The organism is Stella humosa, from assembly GCF_006738645.1.
Taxonomy (GTDB): Bacteria; Pseudomonadota; Alphaproteobacteria; order ATCC43930; family Allostellaceae; genus Allostella; species Allostella humosa.
In genome coordinates this window covers 4,385,848-4,412,268 of record NZ_AP019700.1, presented here as the reverse complement: position 1 = coordinate 4,412,268, position 26,421 = coordinate 4,385,848, and the positions used below count along the sequence as shown (strand labels likewise).

The window sequence follows — 26,421 nt, the reverse complement described above, 5'->3', positions numbered from 1 at the left end:
TCTTGGCGGAAAGGCTAGGCGGCTGCGTCGTCGGTCTTGCGATAGGCAAGCTGGCAGTGGGCGGTGCAGTAGGGCCGCCCGGGGGAGGCCGCCGCGCCGCAGAAATGGAACCCCGGCTCGTTCGGGTGGCCGATCGGCCAGTGACAGTGCCGGTCGCTCAGTGTCAGCGCCGAGCTGTAGTCGATCGGGCCGGACCGGAAGGCCTTGGGCGGCGGGGGTACCGGCGCCTTGGCGACCACGGTCGGCGGCGGCGGCGGGGCCGCGCGTACGGTCTCGACGGGGGCCACGCGCATGGCGGCCGCGGCCACCGGGCGTGCCGCCGGCCGGCTGCGCTGGCGCCGTTCGCCCATCTGGCGCTGGATCGGCGAAGGGCGGCTGGGTAGATGCAGACGATGCGCCTTGCCGATCACCGCATTGCGAGTGATGCCGCCAAGACGCTCTGCGATCTGACTAGCCGAAAACCCTTCGGACCAGAGCCGCTTCAGTTCGGCGATGCGCTCCTCGGTCCAATCCATGGAATCCCCCACATTTGGTGGGCCACGACCTCGCGGCCGCACACATCTTGATAGGAAGCATGCACCCCGTCAAACGATTAGTGGTCCAGTATGGATCCACCCACAAGATCGGGTGGCACCGGCACCGCCAAACGCCTGCGATCGCGCATTCCAGAAAGCCGCCGAACCATGGCAAAGTGATGGCAGCCACAGGGAAAAGCCATGTCGGACAACGATATCCCCAGCGTCATTGAGACCGCATCCGAAGACCGCGAAGGGGCGGCCATCCGCGCCGAGTTCTGGCTCGACGCCGATGTCACCTTCCTCAATCACGGATCGTACGGCGCGGTTCCACGTCGCGTCAGTGCCGCCGCCGAAATCTGGCGCCAGCGCATGGAGCGCCAGCCCGTACTGTTCTTCCAGGAGACCTTGGCCCCCGGCCTGCGCGATGCCGCGGGGGTGCTGGCGCCGTTCCTGGGCGTCCAGGCGGACGACCTCGTCTTCGTCGAGAACGCGACCAGCGGCGCCAACGCCGTGCTGCGCTCGCTGCGGCTGGCGCCGGGCGACACCATCGTCGGCACCGACCATGGCTATGGCGCGGTGCGCAACACGGCCCGCCACGTCGCGGCCATGGCGGGTGCGGCCCTGGTCGAGGCCAAGTTGCCCTTTCCAGGCACCGACCCGGCCGACGTCGTCCGCGCCATAGACGCGGCCATCGATGGCCGCACCCGGCTGGTGGTGGTCGACCACGTCACCTCGCCCACTGCGCTCGTGCTGCCGGTGGAGGATATCGCCCGGCTGTGCCGCCGGCGCGGCGTGCCGCTGCTGGTCGACGGCGCCCATGCGCCGGGCATGCTCGATCTCGACATCGCCGCCGTCGGTGCCGACTGGTATGTCGGCAACCCGCACAAGTGGCTGTTCGCGGCGCGTGGCTGTGCTGCCCTATGGGCGTCGCCATCGGCCAGGGGCGACCTGCACCCGCCCGTCGTTTCGCACGGCTATGGGGCGGGCTACCTGGCCGAATTCGACTGGACGGGCACGCGCGACTGCTCGCCCTATCTGGCCGTCGATGCGGCGCTCGCTTTCTACCGCTCGCTCGGACCGGCGCGCCTTCGGGCTCGTAACAAGGCGCTGGCGGCCGAGGGGGCGCGGATCGTGGCCGGGGCCTGGCAGACCGAGGTGCTGACGCCGCCCGCCATGGCGGGGTCGATGGCGCTGGTGGCGCTGCCCTTTGCCGTGGAGCCGACGCGGGAGGCCGCCCGCGCCTTGCGCACGCAGATCTGGCACGAGCATCGGATCGAAGTGCCCGTCATGGCCTTCGGCGGTAGCTGCCACATCCGCATCTCGGCGCAGATATACAACGAGCCGGCGGACTACCACCGGCTCGCGGAAATCTTCAGGCGGTAGAGGAGGGGGTGCGCCGGGTGGTGTCGCCACCCGGCCGGTAGCCGCTTACCAGTAGCGGACGGGGCCCGTGTCGATGTGCAGGAAGTTGCCGCTGCCATAGGTGCCGACGCCGCCCAGGCGCATGCCCTTGGCCATCTTGCTGAGCTGCGACACGCGATAGCCGGGAACGCGGATGTCCACGGCCTTGCCCTGCAGGTGGTAGCTGTTCTCGGCCACGCCGTAGCCGGCCTCGCGCAGCATCTCGTTGGTGTGCGGCGAGCGGTAGGCCGACACGATCTCCAGCGGCTTCTGGGCGCCGATGCGCATCTGGATCGCGTGCATCAGCTCGATCAGCTTGGGATCGATCTTGTGGGTCTGGTTGGCGCGATGGTCGCGCATCATGCGGTTGATGGCCCGCATCGTTTCCGGAACGTAGCGCCCGTCCTGCCAGAACGGCGCCCTGATCCGCTCTCCGGTATGGACGTTGTAGAGATTGAGCAGCTTGGCCCGGCGACCCAGTCCCGGCGCCCGCATCGACGCCTGCGTCAGTTCCGGCTTTCGGCCGGGCAACTGGTCGGCAAGCGACGGCTTGCGCATGGGCAGGGGGGCGGCGAGCGCCCCCGGAACCAGCGATGCAACGGCGGTGAACGCGGCGAAGGCGCCGAGAAAACCGCGACGGCTGACGGAATGCCCGTCCTGCTCGACCTCGGTACGGTCGTCCATGTCCCCCTCGATCCCCAATACCCACGACCCCAATCTTGTCTCGTTGCGCCTCCGGTCCCCACCGGTCGGCTGGCCGAAGCCCGCCTAGCGGCGCAACGGGTAGCCTCGTTCACGAAGCTTCATGGAATGTGACCCATCGAAAATCCTGAAACAACAATAAAATCACGGACTTGCTGTTGTAAATCCGTCTGCCACACTGTGGCTTTGTTGCATCGCACCCGGGGCGATCGCACGACAGGGGCAAGCCGCCGCGCCTGATTTCCGCCACGACTCGCCTATATACGGGGACTATTCGCCCCGGAGTGCCGAAGTTGCCAGACATCTATTTCCCGAGCACCACCCGCCGCGCCGTCCTGGCCGGTGTCGCCGCGAGCGTGGCAATGGCGCTGGCACCGTGGCCGCTGGCGGCGCAGGGCGCGCAGCCCGCCCGTCCGCGCGGGCCGGTGGCGGCCGTGCCGCCGCGCAACGACGTGGTGGGCGAGCTGCTGGTCTATTCGGCGCGCTACGAAGACACGCTGATGGATATCGCGCGTACCTACAACCTGGGATATGCCGAACTCGTCGCGGCCAATCCCGGCGTCGACCCGTGGCTGCCGGGGCTGGGCACGCGCATCCTGCTGCCGACGGCCCATGTGCTGCCCGATGCGCCGCGCCAGGGCATCGTCGTCAACCTGTCCGACCAGCGCATCTACTGGTACCCGCCGTCCGGGCCGGTGCTCACCTTCGCGGTCGGCATCGGGCAGGAGGGGCTGGGCACGCCCAACGGCTCCACCACGATCGTGCGCAAGAAGGAAAAGCCAACCTGGACCCCCACGCCCGAGAAGCGGCGCGAGGATCCGACCCTGCCCACGGTGGTGCCGCCCGGGCCGGACAACCCGATGGGCGAGCATGCGCTCTATCTCGGCTGGCCGCTCTACGCGATCCACGGGACGAACGAGCCCGATGCCATCGGCCGGCGCGTCACGCGCGGCTGCATCCGGCTTTACCCGGAAGGGATCGAGCATCTCTATCGCCTGGCGCCGGTCGGCACACGGGTGACGGTGGTCGATCAGGAAGCCAAGATGGGCTGGATCGGTGACGATCTGTTCGTCGACCTGCATCCCTCGCGCACGGACGTGGACGAGCTGGAGACCGAGGGGAAGTTCAATCCCAAGCCGATTCCCGGCCTGCGGGATCGGGTGGCGAAGTTCGCCGGCCCGGCGGCCGGGCGGATCGACTGGGCGACCGTGGAAGAGGCCGAGCGCCGCCGCGATGGCATCCCGGTCCGCATCACCCGTTCGGCCGAGGCGCCCGTGGGGGCACTCCCGATCGAACGGATGACCCGGTCGTCCCTCTAGGAAAAGGCCTCTTCTGGATCGAAGAGGCCTTCGCTCCAGAAGACTACTTGCGCATCCCGCGACGGAAGGCGCGATCGAACTTCTCGTTGGCGGCGCGGGCGTCGGCCTGGGCGGCCTGGGCAGCCTGCAGCGCCTGCTGCGAGGTCGCCTGGGCGGCGCGGGCGGCCGTCAGGGCCTGAGCCGAATTGTCGGAAGCCCGGCGGGCCTCGACCAGGGCGGCTTCGGAGTTGCTGGCGGTCTTCTGCAGCAGCGCCTTGTCGTCCGAGCCCATGCTTTCGCAAGCGCCGAGCAGCGCGATCGGGGCCAGGACGACGGCGAGCTTGCCGAAGCGGCGGATAATGGTGGACATCACACAGAACTCCTTGAACGATCGGTCACGACGAGACCCGGCCGGGGCAGGACCGGTCGCTCGTCTTGGCGGAACTTAGCGAAAGCCACGGCCCGCCACCAGATTCGGCAAGGGCCGGTGTCCGAAGTGCCGCACCTGTGGCGATTGCGTCACGAGAAAAGGCGAATTTGTGGCGGCCGCGTGGCAACGCGGTGTCCGCCGCCCATCGGTCGCTCGTCAACGCCGCAGGATCGAACCCAGCACGCCGCGCACGATCTGCCGGCCGAGGCTGCTGCCGACGCTGCGCGCCATGCTCTTGAAGAAGGCTTCCTCCGGGGACTCGCGGGTTCTGGCCGGTGCCGGCCGCGACGACGGCGCCCGCCCGGCGGGGCGACCGGCCGGTCGTTCGTACGGGTCGGCGCGCGGCGCGGGCTCGCTCCATGGGCCGCGCCGGGTGGGATTGGGGGCGGGCGGGTCGCGGCTATCGCGGTCGTCGGGGGCGGCTGCTCATGCTGGGCCGCCAGCCGCTCGTAGGCCGACTCGCGGTCGATGGTCCGGTCGTAGCGGTCGCCGACCGGGCTGGCGGCGATCGTCTGGGCCCGTTCGGCCGGCGTGATCGGCCCCAGGCGCGAGTCGGGCGGGCGGATCAGGGCGCGCTCGACGATCCCCGGCCGGCCCTTTTCGTCCAGCAGCGAGACCAGGGCTTCGCCCACCCCCATCTCGGTGATGACGGCGGCCGTGTCCAGGCGCGGGTTGGTGCGGAACGTCTCGGCGGCGGCCCGCACCGCGCGCTGGTCGCGCGGACTGAAGGCGCGAAGCGCATGCTGCACCCGGTTGCCAAGCTGGGCCAGCACGGATTCTGGGATGTCGAGCGGGTTCTGGGTCACGAAATAGACCCCGACGCCCTTGGAGCGGATCAGCCGCACCACCTGCTCGACCTTGTCGACCAGGGCCTTCGGCGCGTCCTCGAAGAGGAGATGCGCCTCGTCGAAGAAGAAGACCAGCCGCGGCCGGTCGGGGTCGCCCACCTCCGGCAACTGCTCGAACAGCTCCGACAGCAGCCACAGCAGGAAGGTGCCGTAGAGCTGCGGCTGCTGCATCAGCCGGTCGGCGGCCAGGATGCTGATCTGCCCGGCGCCCGCGGCATCCAGTGCCAGCAGGTCGGCGATGTCCAGCATCGGCTCGCCGAAAAAACGGTCGGCGCCCTGCGTCTCCAGCGCCAGCAGCGCGCGCTGGATGGCGCCGACCGAGGCCGACGACACGCTGCCATAGCGCAGGGTGAGCGCGCGGGCGTTCTCGGCCACGAAGACCAGCATCGCGCGCAGGTCCTTCAGGTCAAGCAGCAGCAGGCCCTCGTCGTCGGCCAGCTTGAAGGCGAGGTTGAGGACGCCGGTCTGGATGTCGTTCAGCCCGAGCAGGCGCGCCAGCAGCAGCGGCCCGAGGTCGGAGATGGTGGCCCGCACCGGGTGGCCGTTCTTGCCCTCCAGGTCCCAGAACACGACCGGAAAGGCCCGGTGGTCGAGCTGGATGCCGAGTGCGGCTGCCCGGTCGTCGAGCTTGGGCTTGGGCTCGCCCGCCCGCGACATCCCGGCCAGGTCGCCCTTCACGTCGGCCATGAAGACCGGCACGCCGATGCGCGAGAAGCCCTCGGCCAGGATCTGCAAGGTCACGGTCTTGCCGGTGCCGGTGGCACCCGCGATCAGCCCGTGGCGATTGGCCAGGCGCGGCAGCAGCTCCAGCGGGATCGTGCCCTTGCCAACGAATATGCCCGTCATCCCGCCGTCTCCCACTCACGCTTGCCGATTGAGCTAGGGGGACCGCCGGGGCTGCGTCAAGCCGCGCCGTGGATGTCCTCGCAGTTCGGGCTTGCCTGCGGCGCCCGGCAGCGCCACCTAGCGCCATGATGTCCGCACGCATGCATGCCCGCTGCCTTTCCGCCGCCCTGCTGGCCCTGTTCGCGGCCGGGGCCCTCGTTCCCGCCGCCGCCCAGCAGAAGGACGCCCAGCAGAAGAACGGGCGCCCGGCTGCCGCCAGCGCCAAGGCAAAGCCCAAGCCGGCCGCGGCGCAGAAGGGCAAGCCGGCCAAGGCGCCCGCCGCCGCCGCGGGTGCGGCTGCTGCCGGGGCCGGGGCCGGGGCCGCTGCCGCGGGTGCGTCGGCCGCCGCCTTCGACGACTGGCGGCTGGGCTGCGAGAAGCGGCCCGGGGTGGCCAAGGAAACCTGCTTCGTCGAGCAGCGGCTCAGCCACAAGGACCAGCCGGACCGGCTGGTGCTGGCGGTCGCCGTCGGCTATTTCGCAGCGGACGGCAAGCCGGCGATGATCATGAAACTGCCGCCGACCGCGATCAAGGATGCCGGCATCATCATCCAGGTCGACCAGCGCCCGCTGCGCGAGGTCGGCATTCGGAGCTGCGGCGCGGACAACTGCTCGGTACTGGCCCTGCTGGACGACGACATGCTGGGCGAGCTGCGCGGCGGCAAGGAGGCGGTGATCGCCTATTCCCGCCAGGACACGGACGGCATCACGCGGATCCCGATGTCGCTGCGCGGCCTGACCAAGGGACTGGCCGCGCTGCGAAACCGGCAGGGATGAAGCTCAGGCGCCTTTGAAGGCGGGCTTGCGCTTTTCCATGAAGGCGGTGCGGCCTTCCTTGTAGTCGTCGCTGGCGAAGCAGGCCTTGACCACCCGGTCGCACAGTTCCAGGTCGACATGGCCCGGCACCTTGCCGGCGATCTCCTCGACCTCGCGCTTGACGGCCAGGATGGTCATGGGCGCGTTGGCGGCGATCGTCTCGCAATATTCGCGGACATAGCTCTCGAGCTGGTCGGCCGGCACGACGCGGTTGACCAGGCCCATCTTCTCGGCTTCGGCCGCGGTGAAGGCGCGCGCGGTGAAGAAGATTTCCTTGGCGAAGGCCGGGCCCACGATCGACACCAGCTTGTTGATGCCGCTGACGCGGTAGCCCAGGCCTAGCTTGGCGGCCGGGATGGCGAAGCGGCTGTCGTCGGAGCAGATGCGGATGTCGGTGTTGAGCGTGATCGCGACGCCGCCGCCCACGCACCAGCCGCGGATCATGGCGATGGTCGGCTTGCCGACATGGCGCAGCCGGTCGCTGCTGTTCTCGACGAAGCGCTCGTAGGCGGCGACCTGCTCGGGCGTGTTGCGGGCCTGCTCGAACTGAGAGATGTCGGCACCCGACACGAAGGCCTTGTCGCCCGCCCCCTTCAGGACGATGACGCGGACCTGCGGGTTGGCCTCGAACTCGTCCAGGATCTTGGGCAGCGCCTCCCACATGTCGGTCGAGACGGCATTGCGCCGCTCCGGCTTGTTGAAGGTGATCCAGCCGATCGATCCGTCGATCTCGGCGATCATGTGCTTGGTCAGTTCGGGCAGGCGCTGGACGTCGTCGGGCATGGGAAACCTCTTCGGGCGATCGGCCCGGGCTGGAGGGGCTTCTGACAGGGTTGCGGCTGCCCGTATAGCACGGGCCGGCGGGGATTTCATGGCCGCGCGGGGAGCGTCCTGGGGCGTTGTCGCCGGCTTTATGCGAAGCTGGAGGCAGTGGCGGATATCGCACCCTGACGGACCAGCCGGCGCCAGCCGCCGGGTGAGATCCCATACGCTTTCTTGAACTGCCGGGTCATGTGGCTCTGGTCGGCAAAGCCCGCCGCGGCCGCCGCTTCGGCCAGCGGGGCGCCGCAGACCATTTCCCGCCGCACGACATCCAACTGGCGCATGGTGCGATAGCGATGCGGGCTGGTGCCCAGGTGCCGGCGAAACTGGCGCGCCATCGTGAACCGGTCGATGCCGGTGGCCGTTTCCAGGACCTCGGCCGTAACCGCATCCTCGAACTGTTCAGGGAGCATCTAGCGGGCGCGCTCGACGGCGGCCGCGCAGGCTGCCGTCGAACGCTGCTGCCGGGTTGCCGGATCGAGCGCCGCCAGTGCGTCTGCGAGGCCCACGACGATCTGCGGCACCTCCAGCGGCGCGGGCGGGCCGCACGGATCGGCGAAGGCGGCGGCGAGCGCCGCCATCAGGCGCCGGTCCGTCGTGACCGCGTCCCGCACGAACGGCAGCGCGCGCGCAGCACCACCGAGCCCAGCCTGGACCAGGCTTGGCGCGAGATAGAGCATCCGGTAGCGAAATCCTTCGGCGGTACCGGCCGCCCCGTCATGAAGTTCGTCCGGGTGGATGACGATGGCCCGACCGGGCAGGCTGACGGCGGGGGCGCCGCGATAGCGGAACGCCTGCACGCCATCGAGCGTCAGGCCCAGCGCATAGGTGTCGTGCCGGTGTGGCGCATAGGCATGGCCGGCGAAGAAGGCCTCGATCCGCTCAATGCCGGGAGCCGGCGGCGACGGGCGCAGCCAATCGCCGACGCGCTGGTTGCACGATCGTTCAATACGCTGGTCGGCCAACTCGATCACCATCCGGCCCATGCGCTACGAAACCAGGATCGCCGTCGTCATCCGCGACGAGCTCGAAACGTGGCAGAAGCTGAACGTCGCCAGCTTCCTGTCGGGCGGCCTCGTCGGCCAGCACCCGGAACTGCCAGGGGAACCCTATCTCGATGCCACCGGACAGCGCTACGGACCGCTGGTCCGCCGGCCGATCCTGGTCTTCGTGGCGACCGGGTCCGAACTGGCGCGCTGCCTCCGCCGCAGCCTCGATCGCGGCCTGCTGCCGTCGATCTATACGCGGGATCTCTTCTCGACAAGCCATGACGCGGCCAACCGCGCCGCCGTCGCTGCGGTGGTGACCGCCGACCTGGACCTAGTCGGACTGGCAATCCACGGCGATCGCAAGGTGGTGGACAAGGCGATCGACGGGCTGAAGCTGCATCCCTGAGTGAGCCCCCGGCACCGCTTGGCGCCGGGGCCTCGCTGCCTCAGACCGCGTTCTTCTCTCGCAATGCCGCGATGGCGGCATCGTCGTAGCCGATGCCCTTCAGGATGGCGTCGGTGTCGACGCCCTGTTCGGGCGAGGCCGAGCGCATCGTGCAGGGGGTGCGGGACAGCTCGACGGCCTGGCCCACGACCTTCTGTGGGCCGAGGACCGGATGGTGGACGGGCTGGGCCATCTTCAGGTGCTGGACCTGCGGGTCGGCGAAGACCTCGTCCATCTTGTAGATCGGGCCACTCGGCACGCCCGCCTGGTTCAGCAGGTCGATCCAGTGCTGGCTGGGCTGGGTCAGCGTGATCGCCTCGATCAGCGCGTTCAGCGCCTTGCGGTTCTTGGAACGGGCCGAACTGGTCGAATAGTCGGGGTCCGTGGCCAACTCGGGCGCGCCGATCGCCTTGCAGAAGCGCTTGTAGATGTCGCCGCCGGTGGCCGCGATGTTGATGTGGCCGTCGCTGGTCTTGAAGACGCCGGTCGGGATCGAGGTCGGGTGGTCGTTGCCGGCCTGGCCCGGCACCTCCCCCGCCATGAGCCAGCGCGCCGCCTGGAAATCCAGCATCGAGATCTGCGCCTGGAGCAGGGACGACTGCACCCACTGCCCCTGGCCCGAGACCTCGCGCTCCAGCAGCGCCACCAGGATGCCCATGGCGCAGAAGATGCCGGCCGTCAGGTCGGCGATCGGGATGCCGACGCGCATCGGGCCCGCACCCGGCTGGCCGGTGATCGACATCAGCCCGCCCATGCCCTGGGCGATCTGGTCGAAGCCCGGCCGCTCGCGATAGGGGCCGTCCTGGCCGAAGCCCGAGATGGAGCCCAGGATGATCCTGGGATTGATCGCCCGCAGCGTCTCGTAGTCGACGCCCAGGCGGAACTTCACGTCCGGGCGGTAGTTCTCGACCACCACGTCGGCCGTCTCGACCAGCTTCTTGAAGATCGCCAGGCCTTCCGGCGTCTTCAGGTTGAGGGTCATCGAGCTCTTGTTGCGGTGCAGGTTCTGGAAGTCGAAGCCATGCCGGGCGCCGCCCAGTGCCTCGCCCTGCTCGATCGCCGGGGGCGACTCGATCTTGATCACCTGGGCGCCCCAGTCGGCCAGTTGGCGCACGCAGGTGGGGCCGGCGCGCACGCGGGTCAGGTCGAGAACCTTGAAGCGGGCAAGCGGCATGGCGTCTGGAGCGGTCATGGAGCCTCGATCGATTGCGATGGCTGAATGGATGGGATGGCGACAGACTAGCCGACCGCCGCCCCGATGCGGGAGGGTTAATCGCTGCCGCCGCGCCGCAGCATGAAGTCGCGCCCGACGATGCGATAGCCGACGGCGACGATGGCGATGGTGGCGGCGAGCAGCAGCCAGCCGAGGGCTGCCAGGCGCTCGAAATTGCCCTCTTCGGACAGGTCGAACAGCATCACCGCCATGGTCCGCGTGTCGGGCCCGTAGAGGAAGATGGCGGCTGACAGCTCGCGCGTCGCCGGGATGAAGACCAGCAGCCAGGCGCCGACCAGCCCGCTCTTCAGCAGGGGCACGACCACCCGCGTCACCGCCGTCAGCCGGCTGCCGCCCAGGATGCGCACGGCATCCTCCATCTCGGGGTTGATCGAGCGGATGGAGGCGGACGCATTGGCGAACGCGATCGGCAGGAAACGGGTGGTGAAAGCCAGGATCAGGATCCAGGCCGTGCCGTACAGGGACAGCGGTGGCGGCGCATAGGCGGCATAGAAGCCGATCGCCAGCACGATGCCCGGGATGACGAAGGGGGCCATGCAGAGGAAGGACAGCACGCCGCCGAACGGCACCAGCCGGCGCTGCACGATATAGGCGATGGCCAGCGCCAGGCTGATGGCGATGCAGGCGGTGGCGCCGGCATAGAGGAAGCTGTTGACGACGGATTGCCGCGCCGTCGCGTGCTGGAACAGCAGGAAGTGGAAGTTGCCGAGCGTCAGGTTGTCGAAGCTGAAGCCGCGCCCCCAAGCCTTGGCGAAAGCCGCCTGGCCCAGGATCAGGTAGGGCAGGATGACGGCCAGGGTCAGCACCAGCAGGGCATAGGCGAAAAGCAGCCAGCGCCAGCGGCCGAGTTGCATCGGCCGGCGCTCGCCACCCTTGCCGGTCAGCGCCACGAAGCCGCGGCGGCGGATGATCCGCTGCTGCACCCAGAAGAGCGCGATGGTGACCAGCAGCAGCGGCATGGCGAAGGCGGCCGCCACCTCGACCCGGGCGGGGTGCGAGAAGAACTGCCAGAGCTGGGTGGTGACGACGTTGAAGCGCGCCGGCAGGGCGATGAGCGCCGGCGAGCCGAACAGCGCGATCGCCTCCAGGAAGGTGATGATCAGCCCGCCCAGGATCGCCGGCAGCACCAGCGGCAGGGTGATGCGGAAGGTGGTGTGCGACTTGCCGGCACCCAGGATGCTGGCCGCGTCCTCCATCTCCGACGAGACGAGGTCCAGCGCCGCGCTGACGAAGATGAAGAGATAGGGGAAGGAATAGAGCGCGATGATGAGGGTGAGGCCCGGGAAGCTGTAGATGTCGAAGAGCGGGTCCTCTGCCCCGGTCAGGCCACGCCAGATCCGATTGATCCAGCCGGCATTGGGGCCGGCCAGCAGGATCCAGCCGATCGCCCCCAGATAGGGCGGCGTAATGAAGGTGCCCAGCACCAGCAGCCGCACCAGCCCCTTGCCCGGCATGTCGGTGCGCGACACCCCCCAGGCGAGCGGCACCGCCAGCACCAGGCAGAGGACGGAGACGGCCGCGCCCAGCAGGACCGAGTTCCACAGGGCCTGGACATAGCGCGGCCGGCCGTAGGCGGCCGCGTAGTTGGCCAGCGTGAAGACGCCGGTGTCCTTCTCCGCGAAGCTGGTCAGCACCAGCCGCAGCAGCGGGTTCACGACCAGGAAGACCAGGACGGCAGCCAGCAGCAGCCAGACCAGGATGGTCGGGTCGAAGTGGCGCAGGCGCGTGGCCCAGGAGGGGCGGCCGGGCCCGGCCGCCAGGGTGCCGCTGTCCGCCATCGGCGGTGGCCTCGGAAGCGGGCGTCAGGCGGCGGGCATCATCCGCCGAACAGGTCGCGCCACTTCTCGATCAGCTTGGGCACGCCGTTCGATACCTCGTCGTCGGTTGGCCGGATGACCTTGATTTCGCTGAAGGTCTTGGCGCCGGGCAGGGGCTTCACCTCCGGCCGCAGGCTTTCCTGGCGGTTCTTCACCGCCACCTCGGCATGCTCCACGTCCATCAGGAACTCCAGGAACAGCTTGGCGGCGGCGGGCTTGCTGGAATTCTTCATCACCGACGAGGGCGAGATCATCAGCAGCGCGCCATCGGTCGGATAGATGACGCCGACCGGGTTGCCGCGGTCGGCACTCTCCAGGGTCGTCGCGGTCGGCCCGAACGAGACGATGCGCTCGCCGGCATTCAGCATGGTCACGGTATCGTTGATGGAGCGGCCGATCTGCGGCCGGTTCTTCTCCAGCTTCTCGAAGAACTGCCAGCCATAGCGCTTTTCCATGGCGACCGCCCAGGTGCCGACATAGCCCGAGAAGCCGGGATGGCCGGTGGCGATCTTGTTGCGCCATTTGGGCTCCAGCAGATCGGTCCAGTTCTTCGGCAGCTCCTCAGGCTTCAACTTGTCGGTGCGGTAGCCGATGACGATCAGCCCGGCCGCGGTCGGGTAGTAGAGGCCGTCCGGATCGAATTTCTGGAAGGGCTCGGCCACCTTGGCCGCGTTCTCGGGCGTGTACTGCATCAGCAGGCCCTTCTTCTTCAGCTCCAGATAGTGACCGATGTCGGTCGAGCTGAAGACGTCGCACTTGGCGACCCCGGCGCTGATGTCCTGGTTCAGCCGCTGGTAGGCGACCTGGGCAGTCGTGCGGACGACGTTGACCTTGATGCCGGGATACTTCTTCTCGAAGGCGCGGCCGGTCTCCTCGGCCTGCTGGGTCGTGTAGTGGGCGACGTACCAGGTGAGCTCAGCGTCCTTCTTGGCGGACTCGTAGAGCTTGGCGAGGTCGGCCCGTGCCGGTGCGGTGCCGAAGCCGGCGATCGCGACCAGGGCCAGCGCGAACATTCCACTGCGCATCGTCATCCCGTCATCCTCCCGGTTCGGCGTCCCTCGACTTCGGCGCCCCTTCGACCAACGCCGGATGGTTCCGACCCGATCCAAGAAAACAGTATGGGGCGGGCGAGTGTGTTGCCAAGTTGATTGGTGCTGCGTTGATGGCAGGCTGGGGGGATTGGCCTCCAGGTCATGGAGCACGGATGCCGATCGTCGAGCGGGACCCCTGGCGCCTTCAGTACTTCACCGACGTCCCCTGCCCGGACGACATCGTCATCCCGACCGACGATGGCGATGCGTGGCGGCTCTTTCCCGCCCATCGCCACGTCTACGACAAGCTGCATGTCGCGCTGTCCCAAGGCCTCGACTGTGCGCCGCACGGCATCGAGCCTTCGGCCTGGCCGGTCTTCAGCAAGCCGATCGTGAACCTGCGCGGCATGGGCACGGGCAGCCGGGTCATGCGCTCGCCGGCCGACTACGCGCGCCACCAGCAGCCCGGCCACATGTGGATGACGCGGCTGTCGGGCGAGCACGTCTCGACCGACGTGGCGGTGGCGGGCGGCCGCGCCCGATGGTGGCGCCACACGGTCGGCCATGCGCGCGCCGGCGGCACCTTCGACCGCTGGACGATCGAGGCGGGGCGCCGCCCGGAACTGGAAGCCTATTGCGGCGCCTGGCTCGCCCGCCACCTGGCGGACTACAGCGGCATCGTCAACTTCGAGACGATCGGCGGCCGCATCATCGAGGCGCACCTGCGCTTCAGCGACCAGTGGCCGGACCTCTATGGCCCGGGCTGGGTTGCCGCCCTGGTCGAACTCTATGCCGAGCGGCGGTGGCGCTTTGCCGACGACGACCGCCGCGACGGGCACAGCGTCGTCCTCTTCGCCCCGCACGGCCGTCGCTACACGGCACCACCAGCCACCCTCCAGGCGGAGATCCGCGCCATGCCCGGCGTCTCCTCGCTGCAGATCACCTTCGATCCGGCCCGCGCGCCGGCACTGCATGCCATGCCGCCCGGAGGCTTCCGCCTGGCGATCGTCAATTGCTGGAGCCTGGCGGCGGGTCGCGCAGCGCGCCGGCGGCTGGCGGCGGCCTTCGGACTGTTGCCGCCAAAGCAGCCCGGCTGAAGAGGGGCAATCCGGCCCAACAAGCCGATTTACGCTCTTTGGGCTTTATGATATTGGGCCGAAATCCGGGCGGGAATACTTCCCGCCGGAGTGGTTTGCCCGCTATTGGCCCGCTGCTGGAAGGAGAGCCGCCCGCCGTGCAAGTCCTCGTCCGCGACAATAATGTCGACCAGGCGCTGCGTGTCCTGAAGAAGAAGATGCAGCGCGAAGGCGTCTTCCGCGAAATGAAGATGCGCCGCAACTTCGAGAAGCCGTCCGAGCGCCGGGCCCGCGAGCAGGCCGAGGCGGTGCGGCGCTATCGCAAGGTGCTGCGCAAGCGGATGGAGCGCGAGGGCTACTGAGTCCGGCCAGCCTGTCGCTGGGCATCGCCTCGGTCGAGACGATGCCCGTCTGGCGTCCCGGTCTATCCGGCGTCCTGCTCTATTTGACGCCCTGGCCTATTTGAACTCTACCTTGATGATCTCGTAGGACTTGGCGCCGCGCGGGGTCGTCACCTCGACGGACTCGCCCTTGCTCTTGCCGATCAGCGCGCGCGCCAGCGGCGAGGTCACCGACAGGCGCTGCGACTTGATGTCGGCCTCGTCCTCGCCGACGATCTGGTAGCTCGTCGTCTCGTCCGTGTCCTCGTCGGCCAGGGTCACCGTGGCGCCGAACTTCACGACGTCGCCCGACAGCTTGGAGACGTCGATCACCTCGGCGCGGGCGATCTTGTCCTCCAGTTCGGCCAGCCGACCCTCGATGAAGCTCTGGCGCTCCCGCGCGGCGTGATACTCGGCGTTTTCCGAGAGATCACCATGCTCGCGTGCCTCGGCGATGGCGCGGATGACCTCCGGCCGGTCGACCGACTTCAGGCGCTTCACTTCTTCGACGATATTGGCGTAGCTGCCGGCCGTCATCGGGACTTTGCTCATGCCTGCCGTTCCGTAGGAAATTTCACGGATTACGTGTGCCGTCCCTGATGAAAGGGGGGCACAAGAAACGGGGCCGCCCGGCCGTTTCCGGCCGGGCGTCCTAGAAAGAACCCTGAAGGTATGCTTGCAGCGGCGCGACTTCAAGTGCGCCCGCTTCGAGCGCCACGATGGCCGCGACGGCGGCGCGCGCGCCCGCCATGGTGGTGTAATAGGGCACCCCCGTGGTGACGGCCGTGCGCCGCAGGCTGAAGCTGTCGGCGATCGCCTGGGCACCGTCCGTCGTGTTGATGACGAGCTGGACCTCGCCCGACAGCATGGCGTCGACGATGTGGGGCCGGCCCTCCAGCACCTTGTTCACGCTCTCGACCGCGATGCCCTCGCTCTGCAGCAGGGCGGCGGTGCCACGGGTGGCGATGATGCGGAAGCCCAGTTCGACCAGGCGGCGCACCGGCGCCACCAGGGCCGGCTTGTCGCGGTCGCGCACCGACACGAAGACCGTGCCGGACAGGGGCAGGTTCGTGCCGCTGCCGAGCTGCGACTTGGCGAAGGCGCGGCCGAAATCCATGTCGAGGCCCATGACCTCGCCGGTGGACTTCATCTCGGGCCCCAGCAGGGTGTCGACGCCGGGGAAGCGGGCGAAGGGGAACACCGCCTCCTTCACCGCGACATGGGCATAGTGGGTGGGGGCGGGCTTCAGGCTGGCCAGGCTTTCGCCGGCCATGACGCGGGCGGCGATCTTGGCGATGGCGACGCCCGTCGCCTTGGCGACGAAGGGCACCGTGCGGCTGGCGCGCGGATTGACCTCCAGCACGAAGACATCGCGGCCCTGGACGGCGAACTGCACGTTCATCAGCCCGACGACGCCCAGCGCCTTGGCCATGGCGGCGGTCTGGCGGCCGATGTCGTCGACCACGTCGGCGGGCAGGGAGTAGGGCGGCAGTGAGCAGGCGGAGTCGCCCGAATGGATGCCCGCTTCCTCGATATGCTCCATGATGCCGGCGATGAAGACGGTGTCGCGGTCGGCCACCGCGTCGACATCCACCTCGATCGCGTCGTTGAGGTAGGAGTCGATGAGGACGGGGCTCGTGCCCGACACCCGCACCGCATTGCCCATGTAGCGCTGGAGCTGCGTCACGTCGTGGACGATCTCCATCGCCCGCCCGCCCAGCACGTAGGACGGGCGGATGACGACGGGGTAGCCGATGCGCTCGGCCACCGCGATCGCCTCGGCCTCGGAGGTGGCGGTGCCGTTCTCGGGCTGGCGCAGGCCCAGCTCCTGCAACAGCACCTGGAAGCGCTTGCGGTCCTCGGCCAGGTCGATGGCGTCGGGCGAGGTGCCGAGGATCGGGATGCTGGCCGCTTCCAGGGCGGCCGCCAGCTTCAGCGGCGTCTGGCCGCCGAACTGCACGATCACGCCCATGACCTCGCCGCGGCTTTGTTCGACGCGCACCAGTTCGGTCACGTCCTCGGCCGTCAGCGGCTCGAAATAGAGCCGGTCGGACGTGTCGTAGTCGGTCGAGACGGTCTCGGGGTTGCAGTTGACCATGATCGTCTCGATGCCGGCCTCGCGGAGCGCGTAGGCGGCATGGACGCAGCAATAGTCGAATTCGATGCCCTGGCCGATGCGGTTCGGGCCACCCCCCAGGATCACCACCTTGCGCCGCTCGGTCGGCTCGGACTCGCACTCGGCCGGGGTGAAGCCGTCGCCCTCGTAGGTCGAGTACATGTAGGGCGTGGCGGACGGGAACTCGGCCGCGCAGGTGTCGATGCGCTTGAAGACCGGCTGCACCCCCAGCGCCCGCCGGCGCTCGGCCACGGAGGCCTCGTCGGTGCCGGCCAGCACGCCGAGCCGGGTGTCGGAGAAGCCCATGCGCTTCAGCCTGGCGATGCCCTGCGCGTCGTCGGGCAGGCCGTCGGCCTGGACGGCGTGCTCGGCCTGGACGATCGAGAGGATGCGCTCCAGGAACCAGGGATCGATCTTGCAGGCGGCGTGGACGTCGGCCACCGGCAGTCCGCGGCGCAGGGCCTCGGCCACCACCAGGATGCGGTCGGGCGTCGGCCGGCCTAGTGCGGCGCGCAGCACGTCGCGGTCGCCAGCGCCTCCGGTCAAACCGGGGATGACGATGGGGTCGAAGCCGGACAGGCCGGTCTCCAGCGACCGCAGCGCCTTCTGCATCGATTCCTCGAACGAGCGGCCGATCGCCATGGCCTCGCCGACCGACTTCATCGACGTGGTGAGCAGGGGCTCGGTGCCGGGGAACTTCTCGAAGGTGAAGCGGGGGATCTTGGTCACGACATAGTCGATGGTCGGCTCGAACGAGGCCGGCGTCACCTTGGTGATGTCGTTGTCGAGCTCGTCCAGCGTGTAGCCGACCGCCAGCTTGGCCGCGATCTTGGCGATCGGGAAGCCGGTCGCCTTGGACGCCAGCGCCGAGGAGCGCGACACGCGCGGGTTCATCTCGATGATGACCAGGCGGCCGTCGGCCGGGTTGACCGCGAACTGCACGTTGGAGCCGCCGGTGTCGACGCCGATCTCGCGCAGGACCGCGATCGAGGCGTCCCGCATGCGCTGGTATTCCTTGTCGGTCAGCGTCAGGGCCGGGGCCACCGTGATGCTGTCGCCGGTATGGATGCCCATCGGGTCGATGTTCTCGATGGAGCAGATGATGATGCAGTTGTCGGCGCTGTCGCGCACGACCTCCATCTCGAACTCCTTCCAGCCGAGGACGGATTCCTCGATCAGGAGTTCCCCGACGGGGGACGCGCGCAGGCCGCCGCGCACGATCTCGGCGAACTCCTCGCGGTTGTAGGCGATGCCGCCGCCGCTGCCGCCCAGCGTGAAGGACGGGCGGATGATCGCGGGCAGCCCCACTTCCTCCAGCCCGGCGAAGGCTTCGTCCAACGACCGGGCGAGCCGGCTCTTGGGGGATTCGAGGCCGATCTTGTCCATCGCCTGGCGGAAGAGCAGCCGGTCCTCGGCCTTGGCGATCGCCTCGCGCCGGGCGCCGATCAGCTCCACCCCGTACTTCTCGAGCGTGCCGTCGTCGGCCAGGGCGAGTGCCGTGTTCAGCGCGGTCTGCCCGCCCATGGTGGGCAGCAGGGCATCGGGGCGCTCGCGGGCGATGATCTTGGCGACCATGGCCGGCGTGATCGGCTCGATGTAGGTGGCGTCGGCCAGCCCGGGATCGGTCATGATCGTCGCCGGGTTGGAGTTGACCAGGATGATCCGATACCCCTCCTGGCGCAGGGCCTTGCAGGCCTGCGCGCCGGAGTAATCGAACTCGCACGCCTGGCCGATGACGATCGGGCCGGCGCCGATGATGAGGATGGACTGGATGTCGGTGCGCTTGGGCATCTGGATTATCCGCGCTTCTCGTCCATCATGCGGACGAACCGCTGGAAGAGGTATTGGCTGTCCTGCGGCCCGGGGGACGCTTCGGGGTGGTACTGGACCGAGAAGATCGGCCGATCCTTTACCCGGATGCCCTGGTTGGTGCCGTCAAACAGCGACACGTGGCTGACCTCGACGCCCTCGGGCAGGGTTTCGGAGACGACGCAGAAGCCGTGGTTCTGGCTGGTGATCTCGACCCGGCCGCTGTCCAGCGCCTTGACGGGGTGGTTGGCGCCGCGATGGCCGATCTCCATCTTGCGCGTCTCGCCGCCCAGCGCCAGGGCCAGCATCTGGTGGCCAAGGCAGATGCCGAAGATCGGCAGGCCGGTGTCGATCAGCGTCTTCAGGGTCGGCACGGCATAGGCGCCGGTCGCCGCCGGGTCGCCCGGGCCGTTCGACAGGAAGACGCCGTCCGGCTGGTGGCGCATCACGTCCTCGGCCGTCGCCGTCGCCGGCACCACGGTGACGCGGCAGCCCTGGGAGGCGAGCGAGCGCAGGATGTTGCGCTTGGCGCCATAGTCGATGGCGACGACGTGGTGGCGCGGGTTCTCCTGCCGGCCGTAGCCTTCGCCGAATACGTAGCGCGTCTCGTCCCACTGATAGGTCTGGCGGCAGGTGACGTCGATCGCCAGGTCCATGCCCTCCAGGCCGGGCCAGGCGCGCGCTTCCTCGACCAGGGCCGGGATGTCGAAGCGGCCGTCGGGGTCGTGCGCCAGCACGCCGGTCGGCGGCCCCAGGTCGCGGATGCGCCGGGTGACGCGGCGGGTGTCGATGCCGCTGATGCCGGGCAGCTCGTGCTGCTTCAGCCAGGCGTCGAGGTGGCGGGTGGCGCGCCAGTTCGACGGCTCGGTCACGTCGGCGCGCAGCACCAGGCCGCGGGCGGCCGGCACGACCGTCTCGATGTCCTCGGGATTGGTGCCGACATTGCCGATATGCGGGAAGGTGAAGGTGATGATCTGCCCGGCATAGGACGGGTCGGTCAGGATCTCCTGATACCCGGTCATAGAGGTGTTGAAGCAGACCTCGCCCACCGTGCGGCGCGATGCTCCCAACCCTCGGCCCCAGAAGACACTCCCGTCTGCCAGGACCAGGACGGCGGTGGCGCCGGGCGGGGGCAGGGTGCTGGGGACGGGTGGGGCCGTCGGCGGCATCGGGCGGGCTCCTTCAGGCTAGCAGGCGCGCGAATACGGCCCCTTGGATGCAGGTCCAAGGCGCCGGGGTGATCTGGTTCCGCCGGATGGGAGCGTCGGCGATGGCGTGGGAACCGGCCGGTACTTAGAGAAACGGCCCGGCGGCGTCAAGGCGAGGACGATCCGGCGCCCTCTTTCTCTCGGCGAACCGCCGCCTCAAGCGTGTCGTTGATCCGGGTCTGCCAGCCCGGCCCGCCGGCCCGAAATGCATCCACCACCTGGCGCGACAACCGGATATGTACCAGTTCCTTCGGCGAGGCAGAGGGCGGCCGCCCTCGTTTCACCGGCTTGCCGGCCCGATGCTCAACGGCTTCAGCGAAGAACTGGTCCGGCAGTTCCGGTATTTCTTCATATTCTTCTGCCGTGATGACGTGGGCGTCGACCTTCGCCAAGTCGCTACCGATATTTCGCTTGCTCCCGGTCATTGGCCCTCCTCATGGAAATGATATGGCGAGCGTCCGCCCTTTGAGTCCAGACCACGACGACCATTCGCCCACGCAGCATTCCGACGGTGATTGTCCGCTGCTCCCCGTAGTCGAACCGGCCATCTACCCAGTCCAAGGTCGTGCCGGCAAACACCATCCCCGCGTCCGCGAAATCGAGGCCCCGGTCTGCAAGAGCCGCATCGCGTTTGGTCGGGTCAAACGTGATCTTCATCTAATTAATGTACTTACAATAACAACCCCTCCGTCGCAACGCGCCTGAGAACAGGACCTGGTCCGGCGGCCTGCTCACGGCTTCGCGGCGGGGTCATCCGACACATGCTCCGCCACGGCATCGTTCGATGGCGGGCCGCAATGGTCGGCACCCGGCGCCCAGCCGGCTTTGTGGAAGACGCCGTCCTTCTGGTAGAGCACGTCGTCCCAGCCCGACGTGTAGTAGACGCGCACGCGCTGGCCCTCCCAGCGCCAGATGCCGACCTCGCCCTGGCCGAAGTCGGTGGTGGCCGACTGGTCGGGCATCAGCCGGGCGAGGAACGGCTTGCCGTCGGTGTGGAAGAACCGCCACAGGCCGACCGGCTGGAACGGGCCGGCGGCGTGGGCCGCGGCCGGTAGCAGGGCCAGCAGGGTCAGTGCGACGGCGAATGCGCGGATCATGGGCGGTCCATCCTTTTCTGCGACACAAAGTTGACAAGGTCCGACGGGTGCCCGCAACCTTCGGCTTTCCCGCCTGCAAGAAGTCTCCCGGGGGAGGGTCATCATGAATCGAGGAATCGGCCGCATCGCCACGTCGGCCGCGGCGGCACTTGCCGTCCTGGCGCTGGCGGCGGCACCGGTCGCGGCGCAGAAGCGCGGCGGCACGATCGTCTTTGCCCAGGAGGCGCCGCCGCCGACGCTGGACCCCTATTTCTCGACCTCCGTGTCGACCCGCAACGTCGCCATGAACATCTTCGAGACGCTGCTGACGCGCGACGAGAACAACGGCCTGATCAAGGAACTGGCCGAGGACTACACGGTCAGCGCGGACGGCCTGACCTACACCTTCACCTTGCGGAAGGGCGTGAAGTTCCACAACGGCAAGGAGATGACGTCGGCCGACGTCAAGGCGTCGTTCGAGCGCTACAAGCGCATGGCGCTGCCCAAGGTGACGCTGGCCCCGGTCGATGCCTTCGAGACGCCGGACGCCAGCACCTTCGTCATCCGCCTGAAGCAGAAGGTGCCCGTCTTCCTGGAGGAGATCAGCGCCTTCGTCTCGCCGATCGCCATCCTGCCGGCCGAGCAGGGCGACCGCGACGGCGGCAAGATCGATATCATCGGCACCGGCCCGTTCCAGTTCGTGGAATGGATCGCCGACAGCCACCTGAAGCTGAAGAAGTTCGACGGCTACAAGCCGGACGAACGCTACAAGGGCACCGACGGCTTCGCCGGCCGCAAGGAAGTGCTGGTCGACATGGTCGACATCCGCCTGGTGAAGGAGCCGGGCACTCGCGTCGCCGGCCTGGAATCCGGCCAGCTCCACATCGTCGAGGACATCCCGACCGAATCCGCCAAGCGGCTGGCCACGCGCAAGGACATCGTCCTCTACGACCTGAAGAACTGGTGGCTGCACGCCGCCTGGGTCAACCACGCCCGCGTGCCGACCGACAACCTGAAGATCCGCCGCGCCATGCAGATCGCCCTCGACATGGAGGCGATCATGGATATCTCCAGCGACGGCGCCTACGCGCTGCAGGCGGGGCTGCAATATCCTGGCAACCCCTACTACGTCGACAACGGCAAGGAACTCTACAACGTCAACGACCCGAAGAAGGCCCAGGCCCTGCTGAAGGAGGCCGGCTACAAGGGCGAGGAGTTCGTCATCATCACGAACTCCAGCTACCAGAGCATGTACAAGGCGGCCCAGGTGGTGGCCGAGCAGTTGAAGGCGATCGGCATGAAGGTGCGGATCGACGTGTTCGACTGGGCGACCGCGATGGCCCGGCGCAACAACAAGGATGGCTGGAACCTGTGGTTCACCGGCCAGGGCACAGGCCCCTCGGTCGGCCCCTTCACCGCGCTCAAGGACGTGGTCTCGCCGCAGCTCAACCAGTTCGTGGCCGACCCGACGCTGGACAAGCTGTTCGCCGACATGATCGCCGGCGAGACGATGGAGGCGCGCAAGGCGTCCTTTGGCCAGTTCCAGGCACGCGTCTACGACCAGGTGCATTTCCTGAAGTTCGGCGACTTCCAGCGCAAGCAGGCGACGCGCGCCAATGTGAAGGGCTACAGCCCCTATCGCATCCCGCGCTTCTGGAACGTGTCGATCGAGAACTAGGGCACCCCCCGCGCGTAGCATCACGGAAAGGAGGGCATGGCCCCGGCTGACGGCCGGGGCCATGCCGTCGTCGAATGGGTGAGTTCATCCTCCGCCGCCTGCTGGCGGCGATCCCGGTCCTGCTGATCGTCACACTGATCGCGGCCTCGATCATGCAACTCGTGCCGGGCGACCCGGCGGCCGTCATCGCCGGCCAGGGGGCGTCCGATGCCGAGGTGGCCCAGGTCCGCGCCCAGCTCGGGCTCGACCGGTCGTTCCCCGTGCGGCTGGCCGAATGGTATGTCGGGCTGGCCCGCGGCGATCTCGGCCATTCGCTGATGCTGAACCGCAGCGTCGGCCAGGCGATCCTGGAGCGGGTGCCGGTGACGCTGGCGCTGTCGGGCGTGGCGCTGCTGCTGACCGTGCTGATCGGCGTGCCGGCCGGCGTGCTGGCCGCACTGCGCCCGAACAGTTGGGTTGATCAGCTTGTCCTGACGCTGGCGCTGGTCGGGGTGTCGGTGCCGAACTTCTGGCTCAGCCTGATGCTGATCGTGCTGTTCGGCGTCATCGTCGAATGGTTTCCGACCGGCGGCTACGTGCCGTTCGCCGACGATCCGGTGCAGTGGGCGCGCAGCCTGGTGCTGCCGTCGATCTCTCTGGCGCTGTTGCAGATCGGCCTGCTCGCGCGCATCACCCGGGCGACGATGCTGGAGGTGCTGCGCAACGACTATGTCCGCACCGCGCGGGCGAAGGGCCTGCCGCGGCGCATGGTGGTGGGCAAGCATGCGCTGAAGAACGTGATGATCCCGGTCGTCACCGTGATCGGCATCTCCTTCGGCCTGCTGCTGTCGGGCTCGGTCGTGATCGAGACGGTCTATTCCATTCCCGGCATGGGCCGGCTGCTGGCGACCGCCATCTTCAGCCGCGACTATCCGGTGATCCAGGGCGGGCTGCTGGTGACGGCGGCGACGCTGGTGCTCCTCAATCTCGTCGTCGACCTGCTCTATGCCGCGCTCGACCCGCGGGTGACCTATGACCGTCGCTGACGCCGCCGCCCCCGCCGCGCCGGCGGGACCCAGCCTGCTGCGCCGGCTGCTGCGCCATCGCCTGTTCCTGACCGGCTCCATCCTGTTCGGGCTGATGCTGCTGATGGCGGTCTTCGCCGACCTGATCCAGGCCGCCGCGCCCGAGCGCATGCACTACCGCTTCCGCTTCCAGAACCCGAGCTGGCAGTTCCCGCTCGGCACCGACAATTTTGGCCGCGACCTGTGGAGCCGGCTGGTGCACGGCGCCCGCCTGTCGCTAGGCATCGGCTTTGCCGTCGTCGTGATGACGGGTATCGCCGGCACCTTCATCGGCCTGGTCGCGGGCTACTTCCGCCGGCTCGACGAGCCGTTGATGCGGGTGATGGACGCGCTCATGGCCTTTCCGGCGATCCTGCTGGCAATCGCGATTGCCGCCGCCCTGGGGCCGTCGGCCATCAACGCGGTGATCGCGCTGGCCGTCGTCTATACGCCGCGCACGGCCCGCATCGTGCGCTCCACCGTGCTGGTGGTGCGCGAGATGGAGTATGTGCAGGCCGCCCTGGCCTTCGGCGCGCGGCACCGCTGGATCATCCTGCGACACGTTTTGCCCAACAGCTTGGCCCCCTTGATCGTCCAGCTCACCTTCATCTTCGCCTATGCGGTGCTGGCGGAATCGATCCTGAGTTTCCTCGGCGTCGGCCCGCCGCCGCCCACCCCGACCTGGGGCAACATGATCGCCGAGGGCAAGGACTACCTGCGCGAGGCGCCCCTGCTGGCGCTGTTCCCGGGGCTGGCGGTGATGTTGACCGCGCTCGGCCTCAACATCCTGGGCGACGGCCTGCGTGACGTGCTCGACCCCCGGCTGCGGGTGCAGCATGACTGAGCCTTTGCTGTCGGTGGAGGACCTGCGCGTCGCCTTCGGTCGCGGCCCGCGCGAGCAGGTGGCGGTCGACGGCGTCAGCTTCCAGGTCGCGGCCGGGGAGACGCTGGGCATCGTCGGCGAATCCGGCTCGGGCAAGAGCCTGACCGCGCTGGCCCTGTTGCGCCTTGTGCCGAGCCCGCCCGGCCGCATCGCGTCGGGCCGTGTCCGCTTCGAGGGGCGCGACCTGGCGACGATCTCCGAGGGCGAGATGGAACGGGTGCGGGGTGCCCGCATCGGCATGATCTTCCAGGAGCCGATGAGTGCCTTGAACCCGGTCTTCACCGTGGGCGAGCAGGTGGCAGAGGCCCTGCGCGTGCACGAGAAGCTGGGCCGGGCCGAGGCATCGGCGCGCGCGTTGTCCCTGCTGCGCCGGGTCGGCATCGCCGATGCGGAGCGGCGGATGCGGCAATACCCACACGAGCTGTCGGGCGGCATGCGCCAGCGGGTGATGATCGCAGCCGCGCTCGCCTGCCGGCCCAGCCTGCTGATTGCCGACGAGCCGACGACGGCGCTCGACGTCACCATCCAGGCGCAGATCCTGGCCCTTCTGCGTGAATTGCAGCGCGAGATGGGGATGGCGGTCATCCTCATCACCCACGACCTCGGCGTCGTCGCCCAGATGGTCGACCGGGTGGTGGTGATGTATGGCGGCCGCATCGCCGAGGAGGGCACGGTCGAGCAGGTGTTCGGCCGGCCGAGCCACCCCTACACCCGCCTGCTGCTGGAAAGCATCCCCTCGCTCGACCATGATCGCGACCGGCTGCCGACCATCCCCGGCATGGTGCCGACCCTGGCCGAGATGCCGCCCGGCTGCCGCTTCCACCCGCGCTGCCCGCAGGCGATGGCGGTGTGCCGCGAGCGCCAGCCCGATCCCATAACCGTCGAGCCCGGCCACCATGCCGCCTGCTTCGCGCTGCCGGGAGCCCTCGCATGACCGCGGCCGCCACCCCGCTGCTGGAGGTCACCGGCCTCAAGAAGCACTTCCCCATCACCCGCGGCCTCATCCGGCGCCGCCAGGTGGGCGCGGTGCGGGCCGTCGACGGCGTCGACTTCTCCGTGGCCGAAGGCGAGACCCTGGCCCTGGTCGGCGAGTCCGGCTGCGGCAAGACCACGACCGGCCGCATGGTGCTGCGCCTGATCGAGCCCACCGCGGGTTCGGTGCGGTTCGCCGGCCGCGAGCTGACGACGCTGGGCGTGGAGGAACTGCGCCCGCACCGGCGGGAGATGCAGATCATCTTCCAGGACCCCTACGGCTCGCTCGACCCGCGCATGACGGTGGCCCAGCTCCTGGCCGAGCCGCTGGTCATCCATGGCGTCGGCGACCGCCGGTCGCGCCGGGCGCGGGTGGCCGAGCTTCTGGGATTGGTCGGCCTGCCGCAGGCCCATGCCCAGCGCTACCCGCACGAATTCTCGGGCGGGCAGCGGCAGCGGCTGGGTATCGCGCGCGCCCTGGCGCTGCGGCCGCGCCTCATCGTCTGCGACGAGCCGGTGTCGGCGCTGGACGTCTCGATCCAGGCCCAGATCATCAACCTGCTGGAAGACCTGCAGCGCGAGTTCGGGCTGGCCTACCTCTTCATCGCCCACGACCTGGGGGTGGTGAAGCATGTGGCCGACCGGGTGGCGGTCATGTATCTGGGCCGCATCGTCGAGACGGCGAGCAAGGGCCAGCTCTACGCCACCCCGCGCCACCCCTACACCCAGGCATTGCTGGCGGCCGTGCCCGTACCCAACCCGCTCGCCCGCAAGGAGCCGGTGGTGCTGGCGGGCGAGATCCCGAGCCCGGCCAACCCGCCCGCTGGCTGCCATTTCCACACGCGCTGCCCCTTTGCCGTCGACCGCTGCCGCGCCGAGCCGCCGGCCCTGCGGGAGGTGGCCGGTGGCCACCGCGTCGCCTGCCATCTCGTCACCGCCTGATCC

At 68.8% G+C, this 26,421-nt stretch carries 27 protein-coding genes; 11 read left to right on the top strand and 16 right to left on the bottom strand.

The features are described from left to right. Positions 1-14: 14 nt before the first annotated feature. Complete coding sequence (locus tag STVA_RS20650; protein WP_123691623.1) at positions 15-515, bottom strand: GcrA family cell cycle regulator; 501 nt, start codon at positions 513-515, stop codon at positions 15-17. 201 nt (positions 516-716) lie between these two features. Between STVA_RS20650 and STVA_RS20645 the strand changes: the two genes are divergently transcribed. Continuing rightward, positions 717-1,901: an aminotransferase class V-fold PLP-dependent enzyme gene (locus STVA_RS20645; protein ID WP_123691621.1), complete on the top strand. Its 1,185-nt coding sequence runs from the start codon at positions 717-719 to the stop codon at positions 1,899-1,901. 45 nt (positions 1,902-1,946) lie between these two features. Here the strand turns inward: STVA_RS20645 and mepK are convergent, their stop codons facing one another. Continuing rightward, positions 1,947-2,603, bottom strand: coding sequence for a peptidoglycan L,D-endopeptidase MepK (gene mepK / locus STVA_RS20640; protein WP_123691619.1), 657 nt, complete (start codon positions 2,601-2,603; stop codon positions 1,947-1,949). A gap of 311 nt (positions 2,604-2,914) precedes the next feature. Between mepK and STVA_RS20635 the strand changes: the two genes are divergently transcribed. Then, on the top strand, positions 2,915-3,940 hold the full coding sequence (locus STVA_RS20635) for a L,D-transpeptidase family protein (RefSeq protein WP_123691617.1): 1,026 nt from the start codon (positions 2,915-2,917) through the stop codon (positions 3,938-3,940). Between the two features lie 43 nt (positions 3,941-3,983). On the opposite strand, the gene STVA_RS20630 is transcribed toward STVA_RS20635, so the two are convergent. Then, complete coding sequence (locus tag STVA_RS20630) at positions 3,984-4,289, bottom strand: alanine-zipper protein (RefSeq protein WP_123691615.1); 306 nt, start codon at positions 4,287-4,289, stop codon at positions 3,984-3,986. A gap of 149 nt (positions 4,290-4,438) precedes the next feature. Beyond that, positions 4,439-6,043, bottom strand: coding sequence for a helicase HerA-like domain-containing protein (locus STVA_RS20625; RefSeq protein ID WP_142235844.1), 1,605 nt, complete (start codon positions 6,041-6,043; stop codon positions 4,439-4,441). 140 nt (positions 6,044-6,183) lie between these two features. On the opposite strand from STVA_RS20625, the gene STVA_RS20620 reads away from it, so the two are divergent. Beyond that, the gene (locus STVA_RS20620) at positions 6,184-6,858 is read left to right on the top strand and encodes an invasion associated locus B family protein (protein WP_142235843.1); all 675 of its coding nucleotides are present in this window, start codon (positions 6,184-6,186) and stop codon (positions 6,856-6,858) included. Positions 6,859-6,861: 3 nt separating this feature from the next. Here STVA_RS20620 and STVA_RS20615 read toward each other — a convergent pair whose 3' ends face one another. The 3 genes from STVA_RS20615 to STVA_RS27920 all read right to left on the bottom strand — a co-directional run bounded on the left by STVA_RS20615 (position 6,862) and on the right by STVA_RS27920 (position 8,696). Then, entirely contained in the window at positions 6,862-7,680 is an 819-nt protein-coding gene (locus STVA_RS20615; RefSeq protein ID WP_123691609.1) for an enoyl-CoA hydratase, read from the bottom strand. 128 nt (positions 7,681-7,808) lie between these two features. After that, complete coding sequence (locus STVA_RS27925) at positions 7,809-8,132, bottom strand: helix-turn-helix domain-containing protein (protein WP_197735696.1); 324 nt, start codon at positions 8,130-8,132, stop codon at positions 7,809-7,811. Continuing rightward, positions 8,133-8,696, bottom strand: a complete 564-nt coding sequence (locus STVA_RS27920) for an AraC family ligand binding domain-containing protein (protein WP_197735695.1) — start codon at positions 8,694-8,696, stop codon at positions 8,133-8,135. 7 nt (positions 8,697-8,703) lie between these two features. Here STVA_RS27920 and STVA_RS20605 point away from each other — a divergent pair, with 7 nt between their 5' ends. Further along, positions 8,704-9,114 carry a DUF2000 family protein gene (locus STVA_RS20605; protein WP_123691607.1) on the top strand — a complete coding sequence of 137 codons (411 nt, stop codon included), beginning with the start codon at positions 8,704-8,706 and terminating at the stop codon, positions 9,112-9,114. Between the two features lie 40 nt (positions 9,115-9,154). On the opposite strand, the gene STVA_RS20600 is transcribed toward STVA_RS20605, so the two are convergent. The 3 genes from STVA_RS20600 to STVA_RS20590 form a co-directional block, all read right to left on the bottom strand. Continuing rightward, positions 9,155-10,345, bottom strand: coding sequence for a CaiB/BaiF CoA transferase family protein (locus STVA_RS20600; protein ID WP_123691605.1), 1,191 nt, complete (start codon positions 10,343-10,345; stop codon positions 9,155-9,157). Between the two features lie 77 nt (positions 10,346-10,422). After that, positions 10,423-12,165, bottom strand: a complete 1,743-nt coding sequence (locus tag STVA_RS20595) for an ABC transporter permease (RefSeq protein ID WP_123691603.1) — start codon at positions 12,163-12,165, stop codon at positions 10,423-10,425. A 38-nt stretch (positions 12,166-12,203) separates the two neighbouring features. Then, complete coding sequence (locus tag STVA_RS20590; RefSeq protein WP_123691601.1) at positions 12,204-13,235, bottom strand: ABC transporter substrate-binding protein; 1,032 nt, start codon at positions 13,233-13,235, stop codon at positions 12,204-12,206. A gap of 173 nt (positions 13,236-13,408) precedes the next feature. Here STVA_RS20590 and STVA_RS20585 point away from each other — a divergent pair, with 173 nt between their 5' ends. Together STVA_RS20585 and rpsU are read left to right on the top strand one after the other, a co-directional pair. Next, on the top strand, positions 13,409-14,332 hold the full coding sequence (locus STVA_RS20585; protein ID WP_123691599.1) for a hypothetical protein: 924 nt from the start codon (positions 13,409-13,411) through the stop codon (positions 14,330-14,332). A 137-nt stretch (positions 14,333-14,469) separates the two neighbouring features. Beyond that, a complete protein-coding gene (gene rpsU / locus STVA_RS20580) occupies positions 14,470-14,673 on the top strand; it encodes a 30S ribosomal protein S21 (protein ID WP_123691597.1) in 204 nt (67 codons plus the stop codon). 96 nt (positions 14,674-14,769) lie between these two features. On the opposite strand, the gene greA is transcribed toward rpsU, so the two are convergent. The 6 genes from greA to STVA_RS20550 all read right to left on the bottom strand — a co-directional run bounded on the left by greA (position 14,770) and on the right by STVA_RS20550 (position 20,921). Then, a complete protein-coding gene (gene greA, locus STVA_RS20575) occupies positions 14,770-15,243 on the bottom strand; it encodes a transcription elongation factor GreA (RefSeq protein WP_123691595.1) in 474 nt (157 codons plus the stop codon). A 100-nt stretch (positions 15,244-15,343) separates the two neighbouring features. Further along, positions 15,344-18,598, bottom strand: a complete 3,255-nt coding sequence (carB, locus tag STVA_RS20570; protein ID WP_123691593.1) for a carbamoyl-phosphate synthase large subunit — start codon at positions 18,596-18,598, stop codon at positions 15,344-15,346. A gap of 5 nt (positions 18,599-18,603) precedes the next feature. Continuing rightward, complete coding sequence (gene carA, locus STVA_RS20565; protein ID WP_123691591.1) at positions 18,604-19,785, bottom strand: glutamine-hydrolyzing carbamoyl-phosphate synthase small subunit; 1,182 nt, start codon at positions 19,783-19,785, stop codon at positions 18,604-18,606. Positions 19,786-19,931: 146 nt separating this feature from the next. Continuing rightward, complete coding sequence (locus tag STVA_RS20560) at positions 19,932-20,249, bottom strand: BrnA antitoxin family protein (RefSeq protein ID WP_123691589.1); 318 nt, start codon at positions 20,247-20,249, stop codon at positions 19,932-19,934. After that, a complete protein-coding gene (locus STVA_RS20555; protein ID WP_123691587.1) occupies positions 20,221-20,481 on the bottom strand; it encodes a BrnT family toxin in 261 nt (86 codons plus the stop codon). The genes STVA_RS20560 and STVA_RS20555 overlap by 29 nt, the downstream gene beginning before the upstream one ends. Positions 20,482-20,555: 74 nt before the next feature. Beyond that, complete coding sequence (locus STVA_RS20550; RefSeq protein WP_123691585.1) at positions 20,556-20,921, bottom strand: hypothetical protein; 366 nt, start codon at positions 20,919-20,921, stop codon at positions 20,556-20,558. Positions 20,922-21,024: 103 nt separating this feature from the next. On the opposite strand from STVA_RS20550, the gene STVA_RS20545 reads away from it, so the two are divergent. From STVA_RS20545 to STVA_RS20525, 5 genes are all read left to right on the top strand, one after another. Then, on the top strand, positions 21,025-22,578 hold the full coding sequence (locus STVA_RS20545) for an ABC transporter substrate-binding protein (RefSeq protein ID WP_123691583.1): 1,554 nt from the start codon (positions 21,025-21,027) through the stop codon (positions 22,576-22,578). A 74-nt stretch (positions 22,579-22,652) separates the two neighbouring features. Then, positions 22,653-23,603, top strand: coding sequence for an ABC transporter permease (locus STVA_RS20540; protein ID WP_123691581.1), 951 nt, complete (start codon positions 22,653-22,655; stop codon positions 23,601-23,603). After that, on the top strand, positions 23,590-24,465 hold the full coding sequence (locus tag STVA_RS20535) for an ABC transporter permease (protein WP_123691579.1): 876 nt from the start codon (positions 23,590-23,592) through the stop codon (positions 24,463-24,465). The genes STVA_RS20540 and STVA_RS20535 overlap by 14 nt, the downstream gene beginning before the upstream one ends. Then, entirely contained in the window at positions 24,458-25,438 is a 981-nt protein-coding gene (locus tag STVA_RS20530; RefSeq protein ID WP_123691577.1) for an ABC transporter ATP-binding protein, read from the top strand. Before STVA_RS20535 ends, STVA_RS20530 begins: the two co-directional genes overlap by 8 nt. Next, positions 25,435-26,418, top strand: coding sequence for an ABC transporter ATP-binding protein (locus STVA_RS20525; RefSeq protein ID WP_123691575.1), 984 nt, complete (start codon positions 25,435-25,437; stop codon positions 26,416-26,418). The genes STVA_RS20530 and STVA_RS20525 overlap by 4 nt, the downstream gene beginning before the upstream one ends. Positions 26,419-26,421: the final 3 nt, after the last annotated feature.